Annotated in this window: 14 protein-coding genes; 11 read left to right on the forward strand and 3 right to left on the reverse strand. The window is 46.5% G+C overall.

Annotated features, from left to right (window positions below):
- Window positions 1–11 precede the first annotated feature (11 nt).
- The gene (locus AC5O63_RS16815) at window positions 12–491 is read right to left on the reverse strand and encodes a TIGR02444 family protein (protein ID WP_004745855.1); all 480 of its coding nucleotides are present in this window, start codon (window positions 489–491) and stop codon (window positions 12–14) included.
- Window positions 488–2,410, reverse strand: coding sequence for an ABC transporter ATP-binding protein (locus AC5O63_RS16820; protein WP_494505685.1), 1,923 nt, complete (start codon window positions 2,408–2,410; stop codon window positions 488–490). The genes AC5O63_RS16815 and AC5O63_RS16820 overlap by 4 nt, the downstream gene beginning before the upstream one ends.
- Window positions 2,411–2,581: 171 nt before the next feature.
- Here AC5O63_RS16820 and kefG point away from each other — a divergent pair, with 171 nt between their 5' ends.
- From kefG to motX, 7 genes are all read left to right on the forward strand, one after another.
- The gene (gene kefG / locus AC5O63_RS16825) at window positions 2,582–3,169 is read left to right on the forward strand and encodes a glutathione-regulated potassium-efflux system ancillary protein KefG (RefSeq protein WP_239826987.1); all 588 of its coding nucleotides are present in this window, start codon (window positions 2,582–2,584) and stop codon (window positions 3,167–3,169) included.
- Entirely contained in the window at window positions 3,159–4,955 is a 1,797-nt protein-coding gene (kefB, locus tag AC5O63_RS16830) for a glutathione-regulated potassium-efflux system protein KefB (RefSeq protein WP_004745858.1), read from the forward strand. The genes kefG and kefB overlap by 11 nt, the downstream gene beginning before the upstream one ends.
- Window positions 4,956–4,973: 18 nt before the next feature.
- Window positions 4,974–5,168: a YheV family putative zinc ribbon protein gene (locus AC5O63_RS16835; RefSeq protein WP_004745859.1), complete on the forward strand. Its 195-nt coding sequence runs from the start codon at window positions 4,974–4,976 to the stop codon at window positions 5,166–5,168.
- Between the two features lie 92 nt (window positions 5,169–5,260).
- Entirely contained in the window at window positions 5,261–5,842 is a 582-nt protein-coding gene (gene slyD / locus AC5O63_RS16840) for a peptidylprolyl isomerase (protein WP_004745860.1), read from the forward strand.
- 103 nt (window positions 5,843–5,945) lie between these two features.
- Window positions 5,946–6,887 (forward strand): isoaspartyl peptidase/L-asparaginase family protein, encoded by a 942-nt coding sequence (locus tag AC5O63_RS16845; RefSeq protein ID WP_494505686.1) that lies wholly within the window; start codon window positions 5,946–5,948, stop codon window positions 6,885–6,887.
- A gap of 173 nt (window positions 6,888–7,060) precedes the next feature.
- The gene (locus AC5O63_RS16850) at window positions 7,061–8,377 is read left to right on the forward strand and encodes an adenylosuccinate synthase (RefSeq protein WP_494505687.1); all 1,317 of its coding nucleotides are present in this window, start codon (window positions 7,061–7,063) and stop codon (window positions 8,375–8,377) included.
- A gap of 223 nt (window positions 8,378–8,600) precedes the next feature.
- On the forward strand, window positions 8,601–9,239 hold the full coding sequence (gene motX / locus AC5O63_RS16855) for a flagellar protein MotX (protein WP_367938256.1): 639 nt from the start codon (window positions 8,601–8,603) through the stop codon (window positions 9,237–9,239).
- Window positions 9,240–9,340: 101 nt separating this feature from the next.
- On the opposite strand, the gene AC5O63_RS16860 is transcribed toward motX, so the two are convergent.
- The gene (locus AC5O63_RS16860; protein ID WP_494505704.1) at window positions 9,341–10,750 is read right to left on the reverse strand and encodes an amidohydrolase; all 1,410 of its coding nucleotides are present in this window, start codon (window positions 10,748–10,750) and stop codon (window positions 9,341–9,343) included.
- 254 nt (window positions 10,751–11,004) lie between these two features.
- Here AC5O63_RS16860 and rnr point away from each other — a divergent pair, with 254 nt between their 5' ends.
- The 4 genes from rnr (at window position 11,005) to rplC (ending at window position 15,750) form a co-directional block, all read left to right on the forward strand.
- Complete coding sequence (gene rnr, locus AC5O63_RS16865) at window positions 11,005–13,467, forward strand: ribonuclease R (protein ID WP_494505688.1); 2,463 nt, start codon at window positions 11,005–11,007, stop codon at window positions 13,465–13,467.
- A gap of 24 nt (window positions 13,468–13,491) precedes the next feature.
- Window positions 13,492–14,229 (forward strand): 23S rRNA (guanosine(2251)-2'-O)-methyltransferase RlmB, encoded by a 738-nt coding sequence (gene rlmB / locus AC5O63_RS16870; protein ID WP_004745872.1) that lies wholly within the window; start codon window positions 13,492–13,494, stop codon window positions 14,227–14,229.
- Between the two features lie 565 nt (window positions 14,230–14,794).
- Entirely contained in the window at window positions 14,795–15,106 is a 312-nt protein-coding gene (gene rpsJ, locus AC5O63_RS16875) for a 30S ribosomal protein S10 (protein WP_004410492.1), read from the forward strand.
- A 14-nt stretch (window positions 15,107–15,120) separates the two neighbouring features.
- Complete coding sequence (gene rplC / locus AC5O63_RS16880) at window positions 15,121–15,750, forward strand: 50S ribosomal protein L3 (protein WP_494505689.1); 630 nt, start codon at window positions 15,121–15,123, stop codon at window positions 15,748–15,750.
- Window positions 15,751–15,759 lie beyond the last annotated feature (9 nt).

Below are 15,759 nucleotides of genomic sequence, written 5' to 3' on the forward strand. Positions count from 1 at the left end.
AAGCTTAGGGCTTAGAGATTGGCGATATCATCGATAGGTTCAGCAAAAGCCTCATACAGCTGCTCACCGCCTAACTGGCGGCAGTAACGTAAAGTAAGGGGCTCTGCGTGATTCACTGTAAGTTCAATACTGTTGATGCAATCGACCAGATCAGATTGCTGCTGCTTTTCTAATTGCAGCTCAAATTGCAGTGATTCACGATACAAGGTATCTGGGAGGTGGAGCTTGAGTTTTCGTCTTAGCTCGCGGTAACTGTGCAATAAGGCTTCTGAGCGCCCTAGGCATTCTTCAACTTTGTGCCAGTCTTGCTCCTGAAAGCAAACCTGCTGCTCGTCGAGCCATTTAAGCAGCAGGAGTAGATTGACGTTACCTTTGAAATGATTTTGCAGATGGAGGCACGCCTCTTTTACTTCTCGCACACTGTAGTACTGCAAGCTAAATTGCCACAACCGTTCCAGTGTTAAAGAAATAGCGACGTGCTTTGAACTCATTGGCTATTGAACTCCTGCTCCATATTCTCTAGCTCTTCTTGCAGAGCCATCCATTCCATTTCGACATCTTCTAGCTCACCTTTGCTATTGGCCTGAATAGCTAACACTTCGTTAAGTTTAGCTTTATTTTCGGCATCATAAAGTGAGTTATCTGATAATTGCGTTTCTGCTTCCGCAAGTTTAACGCCCAACTTATCCATTTTTTCTTCAAGTTTTGTCAGGTTTTTGCGAATTGGTGCCGTTTGCTTGCGGAACTCGGCTTCACGACGTTTTTGATCTTTCTTTGCCGCCGCGCTATTCACAGAGCTCTTTTCAGGTTGCTGAGCTTGAGCCTCTCGGCGCTCGGCTTTTTGTTGTTCCGTCAGCCACTTGTAGTAGTCAGCTAGGTCGCCATCAAATGGTGCAACTTGGCGGTCATGCACAAGATACAGATCATCTGTGGTTGCACGTAACAAGTAGCGGTCGTGCGAAACAATCACCATGGCACCTTCAAAGGTTTGCAGAGCCATCGTGAGCGCTTGGCGCATATCCAAGTCAAGGTGGTTAGTTGGTTCATCGAGGAGCAGCAGATTAGGCTTTTGCCACACGATTAAAGCCAGTACTAGTCGCGCTTTCTCACCACCAGAAAACGGTGCGACTTTTTCTAGCGCCTTTTCGCCTTGGAAGCCAAAACTGCCTAGATAGTTACGCAGTTCAAGCTCGTTCTTATCAGGGGCGATTTGCATCATATGCTGCAGTGGCGTTTCTTCAGGGTGCAGCGTTTCCAATTGGTGCTGAGCAAAATAGCCAATCTTGACACCTTGTGAGTAGGTTAAGTCTCCGCCCTGAGGAATAAGTTCACGCGAGAGCAATTTGATGAGCGTTGATTTACCTGCACCATTGCGACCGAGAAGACCAATGCGACTACCAGGGACTAGGTTAAGGCGAATCTTTTCTAAAATCAGATTGTCACCATAGCCCGCCGACACTTCATCCATCATGATGATTGGGTTTGGCAAGGCATCGGGATCGCGGAACTGAAAACTGAACGGGTTATCAAGCTGAGCAGGTAGCACTTTTTCCATACGCTCAAGGGCTTTAATACGGCTTTGTGCTTGGCGAGCTTTTGAGGCTTTATAGCGGAAGCGGTCGATATAACTTTGCATATGCGACATTTGCTTTTGCTGCTTTTCAAATTGAGCTTGCTGCAAGATAAGTTTTTGTGCGCGCTGATCTTCAAACGAAGAGTAGTTGCCTGTGTACTCATTGAGTTGCTGGTTTTCGACATGAATAACACGACCCACGATAGGATCTAGGAAATCACGGTCGTGAGAGATAAGGACAAGCGTGCCAGGGTAGTTCTGTAGCCAGCGTTCGAGCCACATAACAGCATCAAGATCTAAGTGGTTGGTTGGCTCATCGAGTAGCAAAAGATCGGAGCGACAAAGCAGTGCTTGTGCAAGGTTAAGGCGCATACGCCAACCACCAGAAAACTGAGTGAGGTTCCAGCTCATCTGATCTTGGCTAAAGCCTAAACCATCGAGTAGCTCTGCGGCGCGTGCGCGAATACTGTAGCCACCAATGGTTTCAATCTTGCCATGGATTTCGGCGACCAAAGTGCCTTTATCCTGTTGCTCTGCCGTCTCCAGTTCTGATTCTAAGCGGCGGTATTCACGGTCACCATCAATGACATACTCAATCGCACTGCGCTCCAGTGCAGGGGTTTCCTGTGCCACCCAAGCCATTTCCCAGTGTGCCGGCTTACTGAAGTTACCCGCGTCAATAGAGAGTTCGTCTTTGATTAGGGCGAATAGGGTTGATTTACCACAACCGTTTTTGCCGACTAGACCGACTTTATCGCCTGGATGAATGGTCGCCGAAGCTTGATCTAAAAGTGGTTTGCCACCTCGAAGAAGCTGGATGCCAGAGAAGGTAATCATAATCTTTTGCTTTGTCTTTGCTCGTATTGCGACGAATAGTAGGTTAGTTAACGAGTTATGTCGATCGTTGCGTTATTGCCACTAACAACGTATAACAAACTGATAACGATAAATGACAATAAAAACAGTCATAATTGGCTATTCATAACATTAAGGATTGCTGTCGAAGGAATGCAGACTTTATCATCCGACAAGCCTAAAGTGTTGGTGCTTTATGCCCACCCAGAGTCACAGACCTCTGTGGCTAATCAAATGATGATCAAGAAGATTGAATCGCTTGATCACGTCCACGTGCACGATCTTTATGCACACTACCCAGATTTTTTTATTGATGTTCCGGCTGAGCAGCAATTGCTTGAAGAACACGATGTGATTGTGTTCCACCATCCTCTTTATATGTACTCTTGCCCCGCTTTGCTTAAAGAGTGGTTCGATCGCGTTCTCGGTAAGGGATTCGCCTACGGTAAGGGGGAAGCGCTGAAAGGAAAATACTGGCGCAGCGTGATTACCACCGGAGGCAAAGAGGAAGCTTTTGGTCGCTCCGGTTACAACCGCTATCCGCTCGATGAAATTTTGCAGCCGTTTGAGCTAACAGCGGCGCTGTGTCAGATGGAGTGGATTGAGCCTTTGGTGCTCTATTGGGCGCGTAATGTCAGTGAAATGGAACGCTATCAACATGCAGAGACCTATCGTCAATGGCTGAATAATCCATTGCTAACCTATACTGAACAAGTAGTAGGGGGTGGGAATGGCGCTTGAAAGTGATTTTCTCCAGAGTAGTGTGATCTTTCTGACGGCTGCGGTAATTGCCGTGCCGATTGCTCAACGATTGGGTCTTGGCTCAGTGCTGGGCTATTTGCTTGCGGGCGTTGCTATTGGTCCTTGGGGGCTAGGGTTAATCCGCGATGTAGAAGCCATTCTCCATTTTGCTGAGTTTGGTGTCGTCCTGCTTCTGTTTCTGATCGGTTTGGAACTGAATCCGAAAAAGCTCTTACAAATGAAAGGCCCGATATTAGGGCTTGGCGGGGCGCAAGTTGTTGTCACTACTTTAGTTTTGTCATGTGTGGCTTATCTGGCAGGAACATCTTGGCAAACCAGTCTTGTGATTGGCATGGGCTTAGCACTTTCTTCTACGGCCATTGCCCTACGAGTCATCGAAGAGCAAGGGTTAGCGGGTGGCGAGACCGGACAGTCTGGTTTTGCGGTTCTGCTATTCCAAGATATTGCGGTCATTCCTATGCTCGCGATTCTTCCGGTTTTAGCTGGTAATACGGCAGGTAACTGGCTCGATGCGTTGTGGATGCTAGGTGGTGTCGGCGGGTTGTTGGTTGGTGGTCACTTCCTACTTAGACCTCTATTTCGTTATGTGGTGCTGAGTGGCGTTAGAGAGCTCTTCACAGTCGCGGCACTGTTGTTGGTCATTGGCATTGCACTGTTAATGAAACACCTTGGTCTATCCATGGCACTTGGTACCTTCTTGGCGGGCGTTTTACTAGCAGAAAGCGAATATCGTCATGAGCTTGAAATTGCCATCGAACCATTCAAAGGCTTACTGCTTGGTCTTTTCTTCATTGCCGTCGGTATGGCGGTCAACTTGGGACTATTGGCTTTAGAGCCTTTCACTGTATTAGCTGCCGTTGTCGGTTTAGTTATCGTTAAGGGATTGATTCTTTATCTTCTGGCACGACTTGCGGGCAGCAGCGCTAAAGCTCGCAGTAAGATGGCAGCAATACTTAGCCAAGGTGGTGAGTTTGCTTTCGTTATATTTACTGCCGCAAGCAGCGAAGGACTAATCAACCAAGAGCAAACCGCATTTTTGTTGGTGGTAGTGAGCTTGTCTATGGTCACGACGCCGTTGCTACTGATGGCACAAAACAAATGGTATGCCCGTGGCTTAAACGCAGAATCAGTTGAGGCTCTGCGCAGCGATGTTATTAATAAGCAGCCAAGAGTCATCATCGCAGGCTTCGGTCGTTTTGGTCAGATCATTGGCCGTTTGATGTATGCCAATAAGATCAAAGTGACCGTGTTGGAAAGTGATGCCAGCCAGATCCAGTTGCTGCGTAAATATGGCTATAAAGTCTTTTATGGTGATGCAACTCAGCTTGATTTATTGCGTGCGGCGGGAGCAGATAAAGCAGAGGCCATGGTTATCTGTACTGATTCACCAGACGAGATCATGCAAATAGTTGAGTTGTGCCAAACCCATTTCCCTGATTTAAAATTGCTGGCACGTGCTCGAAGTCGTGTCGAAGCTTATCAACTTCTGAGTCATGGGGTAGACAACTACTCACGAGAAACCTTCTTAGGTGCCTTAGATCTTGGTCGTCAAACCTTGATCAATTTAGGAATGCATCCGTATCAAGCAAAGCGAGCGGAAGCGCATTTTAGAAAGCTTGATAATGCTATGCTCAAAGAATTGCTGCCTCAGCACAATGATGATAAACAATTGGCCCAAAGAGCCAAAGAAGCCCGCAAAGAACTGGAAGAGATATTTGGTCGAGAGCTAGAGAGCGATCAACAAGCCAAAAACTTCTGGGATTAAACTAGTGAAACAAAACAGATGAAAAAAAGATTTATCGCAGGCGCCAGTTGCCCAAAGTGTTCAGCACAAGACACTTTGCGCTGGTGGATAGAGAATAATATTGAGTTAGTAGAATGTGTTGAATGTGGTCACCAAGACCAACGTCAGCCTCAGTCCGTTGAGAAAACAGAACATGGCGGTCAAGAAATGATCGGCATTTTTAAGCCCGATTGATTGTGTTTCTATAAATCATCCCCATAATACCCCAGTAGAAAGTTTATAGACCTTAGTTTGGGCTAAGGTCCTTTATTCTCCTTGGAGTAAATATGAAAATTGAAAAGAACGTAGTTGTAAGCCTTGCTTACCAAGTGAAATTGGAAGACGGTGTTGTTGTTGATCAGTCTACGGCTGATGCGCCACTAGATTACCTACACGGCAACAACAACCTAATCACTGGTCTTGAAACAGCACTAGAAGGTAAGGAAGCAGGCGCTAAGTTCTCTGTAACCGTTTCTCCAGAAGAAGCATACGGTGAACACAACGACGCACTTGTACAACGTGTTCCTGCAAATGTATTCCAAGGTGTTGAGCAAATCGAAGTAGGTATGCGTTTTCTAGCGGATACTGACCAAGGTCCAATCCCTGTAGAAGTGACAGAAGTGGATGGCGACGAAGTGGTTGTTGATGGTAACCACATGCTTGCGGGTCAAACTCTGACTTTCGACGTTGAAGTTGTAGCGGTACGCGAAGCGACTGCAGAAGAAGTTGAGCACGGTCATGTTCACCAAGCTGGTGGCTGTGGTCACGACCACGATCACGAAGGTGGTTGCTGTGGTGGCGAAGGCCATGATCACGGTGAAGAGAAGAAAGATGGCTGCTGCGGTGGCGGTAGCTGCGGTTCTCACTAATCCGTTAGCTTAGAACTAGATTGTAAAAGGCGTTTCCCGCTGTACGGGAAACGCCTTTTTTGTTATTAACTTATCAGTCAACTCGTTGTTAGGAGAGCCGTCGATGACTCAACCATTCTCAATCGCCATTCATGGCGGAGCCGGAACTATATTACGTGATCAAATGAGCGAAGAGTTAAAGGCTTCCATCCTAGCTGACCTTGAAGCATCGGTTCGCGCTGGGCATAGCATTCTAGCTCAGTCGGGTGATGCGCTTGATGCGGTCGTTGCCGCGGTTAAAGTGCTTGAAGACTCACCTAACTTTAATGCAGGCAAGGGCTCTGTCTTAACCCATAAAGAGATGGTTGAAATGGACGCCTCTGTCATGCACGGCAACGATAAAAATGCCGGTGCCGTGGCAGGTGTTCGTCATATCAAAAATCCTATCGAGCTTGCACGAGATGTGATGAACAAGAGCAACCATGTATTACTGATTGGTGAAGGGGCCGAGGAGTTTGCATTCGAGCATGGTTACGAGTTCACCGAGCAGGACTATTTTTTCACTGACCGCCGCTATGAGCAGCTGCTATCGATGAAAGAGAAAGGCTTGTTTGCTTTGTCTGAGTCTAAATATCCTGATGATAAGAAATACGGCACAGTAGGGGCGGTAGCACTGGATCAGCAAGGCAACCTTGCGGCGGCAACCAGCACAGGAGGCGTGACCAATAAGAAATATGGCAGGGTAGGTGACTCTTCGATCATCGGCGCTGGGACATTTGCAGAGAATGGCAATGTTGCTGTTTCCACCACCGGAATGGGTGAGTTCTTCATTCGTCAAACTGTCGCGGGCGATGTTGCCGCAAGAATGCGTTACCTGAAAGAAGATTTAGCCACTGCATGTGAGACGATTATTCAAGGAGAGCTCAAAGAGATGGGCGGAGAAGGTGGTCTGATTGCCGTTAATGCCCAAGGACAACTCCATTTTGCGATGAACAGCAGTGGCATGTACCGAGCAGGCATCGACACAAATGGTCGCTTTAGCGTGAAAATCTACGCAGATGAGTAGCTAGTAAGCGACTTGAATCCAGCAAGAGTGCTATTAAGTCGCTGATATAATTCGACGTTAGCTGAGTCACCCCTTTATTTAAGCGGTATTACGCTTAGATGATTAAAAAATGACTGCAAGAAATGTGATTCAGTGCTAGAATCCATTTTTAACTAGCAACAGATACTGGAAAGATGGGAAATAACGTAGTCGTTCTGGGCACCCAATGGGGTGACGAAGGTAAAGGTAAAATTGTTGACCTTTTAACTGAAGATGCAAAGTATGTGGTTCGCTACCAAGGCGGTCACAACGCAGGTCACACTCTTGTAATTGACGGTGAAAAAACCGTTCTTCACTTAATTCCATCAGGCATCCTACGCGATAACGTAAAATGTGTTATCGGTAACGGCGTTGTACTATCGCCTGAAGCACTTCTTAAAGAAATGAAGCCTCTTGAAGCGCGTGGTATCCCGGTTCGTGAGCGTCTTTTCGTTTCTGAAGCTTGTCCTCTAATTCTTCCTTACCACATCGCTATCGACAACGCGCGTGAAATCGCTCGTGGAGCTAAAGCGATTGGTACAACTGGTCGTGGTATCGGTCCAGCTTACGAAGATAAAGTTGCTCGTCGCGGTCTTCGCGTTGGTGACCTTTTCGATAAAGAAATGTTCGCTGAGAAACTAAAAGAAGTAATGGAATTCCATAACTTCCAACTAGAGCACTTCTACAAAGCTGAAACAGTAAGCTACGATGAAGTTCTTGAGCAGTGCATGGGTTACGCTGAGCTACTAACCTCTATGGTTATGGACGTAACTGACGAACTAGACGCAGCACGTAAGCGCGGCGACAAGGTAATGTTCGAAGGTGCTCAAGGTACTCTACTAGACATCGACCACGGTACTTACCCATACGTAACTTCATCTAACACGACTGCTGGTGGTGTTGCTGCAGGTTCTGGTTTCGGTCCTCGTCACATCGGTTACATCCTTGGTATTACTAAGGCTTACTGTACTCGCGTTGGTTCAGGTCCATTCCCAACTGAGCTTTACGATGGTCTAGACAAGCAAGACCCAGTAGGTAAGCACCTAGGTGATGTTGGCCATGAGTTTGGCGCAACAACAGGTCGTCTACGTCGTACAGGTTGGTTCGATGCAGTGGCAATGCGCCGTGCAATCCAAATCAACTCTCTAACTGGTATGTGTTTGACTAAACTAGACGTTCTTGATGGTCTAAAAGAGATCAAGATCTGTACTGGTTACAAGATGAAAGATGGCTCTATCCTAGAAGTTTCTCCAATGGCTGCAGAGTCATTCGAAGAAGCGACGCCAATCTACGAAACTATGCCAGGTTGGTCTGAGACAACATTTGGTGCGAAGTCGCTAGACGCGCTTCCACAAGCAGCTCTAGATTACATCAAGCGCATCGAAGAGCTAACGGGTGTACCAGTAGACATCATTTCTACAGGTCCAGACCGTAACGAAACAATCATTAAGGTTCACCCTTACCAGGCTTAATCTCTGATTGTTCAGCAATTTTAAAAACCGGCGTTTATCGCCGGTTTTTTTATAACCAATTTTTCTTGCGATTCTCTTAACTTACGGCAACAATTTGCCATGAGACGGCAATTTTGATTAAAGAGTTAGCATTGATTGCCGATACTAGTATCAAGCTTGCCGTGTTTGCGGCAAATCTGATGTTGACGAAAAACATCAATGGTCGAAGTTAAGAGTGCAGAAAATGAAGCTAAGAAGATTAGCTGCTTCGATGGTGTTGGCGTTAAGTGCCTCATGGGTACAGGCAAATGAATTGCCTGATATCGGTGAGCCAATACCTATATATACCGAAGCCGAACTAATTAAACTCATCAACAACAACCAACATTTAGAGCGTGTAAAAGCCGATAACTGTCAGCTTGTTGAAGATATTGTGGCTCGTGCGACTCGAATCAGCTTACCTGCGTATGAATTTTTATACGGAGATATGTTGGCGTGGGGCGTATGTGTCAATCAGGATGTAGAGCTAGGTCTCTACTATATGGAAAATGCTGCCCACCAAGGTTTGCCAGCTGCTCTAGAGCAGATTGGTCGTTATTACTCACGTGGTACCTTAGTTCAGCAAGATAAAGAGCGCGCGATTCCTTACTTGCGTGAAGCGGCGGCTATGGGCAATCTCAATGCGCGTATTCACTTAGCAGAACTGCTGCTACGTGATTATGGTAGTCCGCTTGACTATGAAGACGCCTATCGCTGGCTTTATAATTCAGTCACGGCTGATCAGCGGGTACACAAACGCATTAGTGTGTTAAGGCAAGGCTTAGAGAGGCGCATGCCTCAGAACATTATCGCCAGAGCGAAAAAGCGCGATACCTTCTGGTAACAGCTAAATAGTTTAAATGCACCTGACTTACTGCACTCGGTCGGTTACGAAAATACAAAAATGCCCAGCACTTGCTGGGCATTGTTATTACTAGCCTGCGGTTATTGGACCACTTCACCAGATTCAATCACTGTCTCACGAACCACTTTAGTGAACTCAAGTGCTTCTTTGCGAATCGCTTCTTCATCTACAGTGAGCATTTTACGATCCTGCATCAGTACGTTTCCATCAACAATCGAGTGACGTACATTGCCTGAGTTTGCTGAGTAAACTAAAGCCGAGTACGGGTTATAGACTGGCACCATGTTTGGTGCTTTAGTGTCGATGACAATGATATCTGCCAGTTTACCGACTTCAAGGGAACCGATTTTGTCTTCCATATGCAGTGCTTTGGCCGCACCCATGGTCGCCATATCAATTACTTTGATTGGTGGCATTGCCGCGCGATCTTTGTTAACCAGTTTATGCACTTTAGCCACTTGGTTGAATTCATCAATAGTACTTAAAGTGTTACCTGACATCGGCCCATCAGTACCTAAGCCAATACGAACTTCTTCATCGTACATCTTAAGAGCAGGAGAAACGCCTTTTGCAGATTTAATGTTGGCACTCATGTTGTGTGCGACGCCCATATCTGCTTCTTTCACCAGTTTAATGTCTTCGTCATCGACTAAGATCATGTGCGCGCCAACCAGGTTTTTGTTCAGTGCGCCAATGCTATGCATGTATTGAACAGGCGATAAGCCATCAGAGCGCTCTGCGATTTTCTCTTCTTCACGGTGTGACTCCGCTAAGTGAATCATCACGGGCACATCGTGTTCAAGCGACAACTTAGCCACTTTTTGCAGTGTTTCTGTGGTGTTCGTATATGGAGCGTGTGGCGCGAAAGCAGGTGTGATTCTCGGATGGTCTTTGTACTCTTTGATAAAGTTAAGGGCGTACTGAATGCCTTCATCTGCGTTGGCAGCGTCAGCAACTGGGAACTTAATCACTGTTTCGCCCAAAATGGCTCGCATGCCGATTTTATCGACGGTCTTTGCGACCTCATCTTCAAAATAGTACATGTCCGCGTAGGTGGTTACGCCACCTTTAACCATTTCGACGTTGCCAAGGTTTGCCCCGATACGCACCATATCTCGTGAAACAAGCTTAGCTTCTAGTGGGAAAATATAGCGGTGAAGTCGGTCAGGGACATCGTCAGCTAGAGAACGAAATACTGTCATAGAGACGTGAGTATGGGTATTGATAAGGCCAGGCATAACAATATCGCCATCCACATCCAGTACTTTCTTCGCTTGGTATTGTTTCTCTAGGGACTGGTCACCAACTGCAATGATTTGATTACCCTTTACCACTACCGTTCCTTTTTCATACACGGTCTTATCTTGGTTCATAGTAAGAACCATGGCATCTGTGATCATTAAATCCGCTTTCTCAGTAGCGGATGCCTGAAGCGAGAACAGACCAAGGCTAGCGATAGCCGAAGCGATTAAGGTACGTTTGATACTCATAGCAACACCTGTAGTAAAAGGAATAGTAAATTTTTCCTGAATCATACCCCCTTCTTTACTAGGTGCAATCGTTTGCCCAGTCAGTTGCAATGAAGTGTGATCTTTATCGTACGATGTTATGAGTTGTGAAGAGTCGAGATAAGTTATGAAAAATAGGTGGAAAAACTGCGAAATTAAAGCGACTTACCTGTAGCTTACCCCGCTAGTCAGATATACTAGTTTTAATTCCCCTCCTTTGTTAATTAGGCGCGCCTATGTCAGACAATATCCATAATGACCCATTTGCAGCTCGTGAATCGGAAAATTATGAAAACCCGATCCCAAGCCGTGAGTTTATTCTTGAGTTCCTCAGCCAAGCTGGCGTTCCGATGAACCGTAATGATCTCTTTGAAGCTTTAAAGCTGAAAGGAGAAGATCATTATGAAGGCTTGCGTCGTCGACTGCGCGCCATGGAGCGTGACGGGCAACTGGTCTTCACTCGCCGCCAATGCTACGCCTTACCAGAGAAACTGGAAATGGTGAAAGGCTATGTGATTGGGCATAAAGATGGTCATGGCTGGGTACGTCCTGAAGGAAGCGTCGGCAAAGATAACGACATCGTACTGCCTCATCACCAAATGAAAAACATCATCCACGGTGACTATGTCTTAGTTCAACCGACTGAGAACTCAAAACGAGGACGAAAGGAAGGGCGCCTAGTTCGTGTACTTGAAGAGCGCGTGACGCAAATCGTTGGCCGCTTCTTTATGGAATATGGTTACTCATATGTGGTGCCCGATGATTCGCGTATTAGCCAAGACATCCTGATCCCGAATGACCTACGTGCAGGGGCGCGTATGGGGAATGTCGTGGTGATTGAAATTACGGATCGTGGCTCTCGTTCTCGCGGTATGATGGGTAAAGTGGTTGAAGTCTTAGGTGAAAACATGGCACCTGGGATGGAGACGCAAATTGCGATCCGTACTCACCAAATTCCTCATGAGTGGCCTGAAGCAGTCGATAAGCAAATTGAAGGGCTTGGTGAAGAAGTACCGGAAGAGGCAAAAGTGGGCAGGGTAGATCTGCGCGAACTGCCACTCGTGACTATCGATGGTGAAGATGCTCGCGACTTTGACGATGCTGTTTTCTGTGAGAAAAAGAAAAGCGGTGGTTGGAGACTTTGGGTCGCTATAGCTGATGTCAGCTATTATGTTCGCCCAGACAGTGCTCTGGATAAAGAAGCGATTAACCGCGGTAACTCGGTTTACTTCCCATCACAAGTGGTTCCAATGCTCCCGGAAGTATTATCTAACGGCTTGTGTTCTCTTAACCCACAAGTTGATCGTCTGTGTATGGTGTGTGAGATGACCATCTCTGAGACGGGTAAGTTATCTGGCTATAAGCACTACGAAGCGGTGATGAACTCTCATGCTCGCCTGACCTATAACAAGGTACACCATATCCTTGAAGGGGATGAAGAGCTGCGCCAAAGATACGAACCGCTCGTTCCTCACTTAGAAGAGCTGCATAAGATGTACAAAGTGCTTAAGCATGCTCGTGACAATCGTGGTGCGATTGAATTTGAAACGGTGGAAACCAAGTTCATCTTCAATGCAGAGCGTAAGATTGACAGTATTGAACCTGTGATTCGCAACGATGCGCATAAGATTATTGAAGAGTGTATGATCTTAGCCAATATCGCTTCTGCTTCTTTGGTCGAAAAAGCAAAAGAACCAGCACTCTACCGCATTCACGAATCTCCGGGTGAACTCCGTTTGCAAGGTTTCCGTGACTTCTTGGGTGAGCTAGGTCTGCACTTAAATGGTGGTTTAGAGCCATCACCAACCGATTACGCTGACTTAGTTAAGCAAATTGGCGAGCGTCAAGACAAAGAGCTGATTCAAACCATGCTGTTGCGTTCGATGAAGCAAGCGGTCTACAACGCAGATAACTGCGGTCACTTTGGCTTGGCACTAAAACGCTACGCGCACTTTACCTCGCCAATTCGTCGCTACCCAGACTTGCTATTGCACCGTGCGATTAAATATTTAATTGCCAAAGAAAATGGCACATTGAAAGATCGCTGGACACCAACCGGTGGTTGCCACTATTCATTCGATGACATGGACTTCTACGGTGAGCAATGTTCGATGACTGAGCGTCGCGCCGATGATGCGACTCGCGAAGTTTCTGATTGGCTCAAATGTGAATACATGCAAGACCATGTTGGAGAGGAACTCGAAGGCGTTATCGCCAATGTTACTGGCTTTGGTTTCTTCGTTCGTCTTAGCGATCTGCATATTGATGGTTTGGTGCATATTTCAGCGCTGGCGAATGACTACTATCAATTTGACCCTATTGGTCAGAGACTTATTGGTGAAAGCTTTGGTGCTATCTATCGATTAGGTGATGCAGTGAAAGTCAAAGTGCTTTCCGTTAATCTCGATGATCGTCAAATTGACTTTGAATTAGTCGAAACAAGTCGTAAGCTACGCGGCGAAGGGAAGACGGCTAAGAAGCGCGCGGCAGAGGCGAAAAGAAAAGCCAAAGAGAAAAAACGCGCCGCAACCAAAGGTGGCAAAGCAGGCCGTAAAGCCAGCCCTGACGTTGAACCAACCAAGCGTCCGGAGCCATCAGAGTTAGGAACAGGCAAGAAGCCGAAAGTGACTAAGGCGCGTAAAAAAAAGCCGGGCGCAAAACCTAAGAAAGCCAAGCGTACTAAGAAAGCTGCGCAGTAAGAATTTAACCCAACAGGTTTTTAAATGAGTAACGAATTTATCTATGGTATTCACGCAGTCAAAGCAGTTCTAGAGCGTGAACCAGAGCGTTTCATTGAAGCGTTTGTACTAAAAGGTCGTCAAGATGACCGTCTAATGCCGATTCTGAACGAACTACAAGTGTGTGGTGTTTCAATTCAGCAGATGACTCGTAAAACGTTAGATGACAAAGCACGCGGTGCTAACCATCAAGGTATTATGGCGCGTGTTAAGCCCGCTAAACAGCTTAATGAAAATGACTTAGATGACATTCTTGCTAAGCATGAGTCACCACTACTGCTAGTTCTTGATGGTGTCACAGACCCGCACAACCTAGGTGCTTGTCTACGTAATGCTGACGCAGCAGGTGTTGCGGCGGTTATTGTACCGAAAGACAAATCAGCAAACATTACTGCGACAGTCAGTAAAGTGGCTTGTGGCGCAGCAGAGACTGTACCTTTGGTCCGCGTGACTAACCTAGCTCGCACCATGCGCGCGTTGCAAGAGCAGGGTGTGTGGTTTGTTGGTACAGCAGGTGAAGCGACACACGACATATACCAAGCAAAGCTAACAGGTTCGCTAGCTATCGTTATGGGCGCAGAAGGTGACGGTATGCGCCGCCTGACTCGCGAAACTTGTGATGACTTAATCAAGATCCCAATGGCAGGCAGTGTCTCAAGCCTAAACGTCTCTGTTGCATCAGGCGTATGCCTATTTGAAGCGGTGCGACAGCGCTTAGCTTAAATATCCGGAACGCTGCGCTCCTAGATAACGGGAGCACTACGCTACGAGAAAACTGAAGTTGACCACTTTAACCAGAGTGGTCAGCTTTACCTCTCTACCTCTCTACCTCTCTACCTCTCTACCTCTCTACCTCTCTACCTCTCCAGTTCTCCATAGGACGAAGTCCGTTCCCGCATCCCGCATCCCGATTCCCAACACCCATTCCCTCTTCTGCGTTTATTTTTCAAACAGCACTTGCAAGTAAAACTGTGATCTGTATAATGCGTCGCACTGGTTAAGCCAGTTGTGAACCAATGAGCGAAGAGGAGCTGATTTATCTCTTTGATATTTCAGGTAATGTAGACTCAGCTTATGTTCGCGGTTAATACAATTAGCTACTTATTCTTCGGAATAACTATCCCCAGACGTGATTCTGGTATGTAGGGGTAGTTAATCGAAAATTAACTGACAATACTTCCTAATCTTGGAAGTTACGGTTTCACATAAATCAATCGGCATTCTCTCGTCTTTACGAGTTTGAGTGGCGATATTGTTTGTGTAATTTTTAATATTGGAGCTCTGTCTCATGCAGAACCAACGTATCCGTATCCGCTTAAAAGCTTTCGATTACAAACTAATCGATGCTTCTACAGCGGAAATCGTTGAAACAGCTAAGCGCACTGGCGCACAGGTTCGTGGTCCAATCCCACTACCTACTCGTAAAGAGCGTTTCACAGTTCTTATCTCTCCACACGTTAACAAGAAAGCACGTGACCAGTACGAAATCCGTACTCACAAGCGTCTAATCGACATCGTTGAGCCAACAGACAAAACTGTTGATGCTCTAATGCGTCTAGACCTTGCTGCGGGCGTTGACGTTCAAATTAGCCTAGGTTAAGGGAGATTAGAAGAATGATTGGTCTAATCGGTCGTAAAGTGGGCATGACCCGCGTATTTACTGAAGAAGGCGTTTCTATCCCAGTAACTGTTGTTGAGGTTGAAGCTAACCGTGTTTCTCAAGTTAAAACTCTTGAGACAGATGGCTACGCTGCAATCCAGGTTACTACTGGTGCTAAGAAAGCTAACCGCGTAACTAAGCCAGAAGCAGGTCACTTTGCTAAAGCAGGTGTTGAAGCTGGTCGTGGTCTTTGGGAATTCCGTTTGGAAAACGGTGAAGAGTTTGCAGTTGGCGCTGAGCTAACAGTTGAACTATTCAACGAAACAAAGAAAGTAGACGTTACTGGTACATCTAAGGGTAAAGGTTTCCAAGGCGCTGTTAAGCGTTGGAACTTCCGTACTCAAGATGCTACTCACGGTAACTCATTGTCTCACCGTGCTCCTGGTTCTATTGGCCAATGTCAAACTCCAGGTCGCGTATTTAAAGGCAAGAAAATGGCAGGTCACATGGGTGCAGAGCGTGTAACGACTCAAAACCTAGAGATCGTACGTGTTGACGCTGAGCGCAATCTGCTTCTTATTAAAGGTGCAGTCCCAGGCGCAACTGGCGGCAACGTGATCGTTAAACCAGCTGTTAAAGCATAACGTCTCAGG

Source organism: Vibrio sp. SCP2, assembly GCF_059295395.1.

Excerpts from the sequence above, each read along its gene's own strand:
- AC5O63_RS16815 (WP_004745855.1), bottom strand. The coding sequence starts at position 491 with ATGAGTTCAAAGCACGTCGCTATTTCTTTAACACTGGAACGGTTGTGG.
- AC5O63_RS16820 (WP_494505685.1), bottom strand. The coding sequence starts at position 2,410 with ATGATTACCTTCTCTGGCATCCAGCTTCTTCGAGGTGGCAAACCACTT.
- kefG (WP_239826987.1), top strand. The coding sequence starts at position 2,582 with ATGCAGACTTTATCATCCGACAAGCCTAAAGTGTTGGTGCTTTATGCC.
- kefB (WP_004745858.1), top strand. The coding sequence starts at position 3,159 with ATGGCGCTTGAAAGTGATTTTCTCCAGAGTAGTGTGATCTTTCTGACG.
- AC5O63_RS16835 (WP_004745859.1), top strand. The coding sequence starts at position 4,974 with ATGAAAAAAAGATTTATCGCAGGCGCCAGTTGCCCAAAGTGTTCAGCA.
- slyD (WP_004745860.1), top strand. The coding sequence starts at position 5,261 with ATGAAAATTGAAAAGAACGTAGTTGTAAGCCTTGCTTACCAAGTGAAA.
- AC5O63_RS16845 (WP_494505686.1), top strand. The coding sequence starts at position 5,946 with ATGACTCAACCATTCTCAATCGCCATTCATGGCGGAGCCGGAACTATA.
- AC5O63_RS16850 (WP_494505687.1), top strand. The coding sequence starts at position 7,061 with ATGGGAAATAACGTAGTCGTTCTGGGCACCCAATGGGGTGACGAAGGT.
- motX (WP_367938256.1), top strand. The coding sequence starts at position 8,601 with ATGAAGCTAAGAAGATTAGCTGCTTCGATGGTGTTGGCGTTAAGTGCC.
- AC5O63_RS16860 (WP_494505704.1), bottom strand. The coding sequence starts at position 10,750 with ATGAGTATCAAACGTACCTTAATCGCTTCGGCTATCGCTAGCCTTGGT.
- rnr (WP_494505688.1), top strand. The coding sequence starts at position 11,005 with ATGTCAGACAATATCCATAATGACCCATTTGCAGCTCGTGAATCGGAA.
- rlmB (WP_004745872.1), top strand. The coding sequence starts at position 13,492 with ATGAGTAACGAATTTATCTATGGTATTCACGCAGTCAAAGCAGTTCTA.
- rpsJ (WP_004410492.1), top strand. The coding sequence starts at position 14,795 with ATGCAGAACCAACGTATCCGTATCCGCTTAAAAGCTTTCGATTACAAA.
- rplC (WP_494505689.1), top strand. The coding sequence starts at position 15,121 with ATGATTGGTCTAATCGGTCGTAAAGTGGGCATGACCCGCGTATTTACT.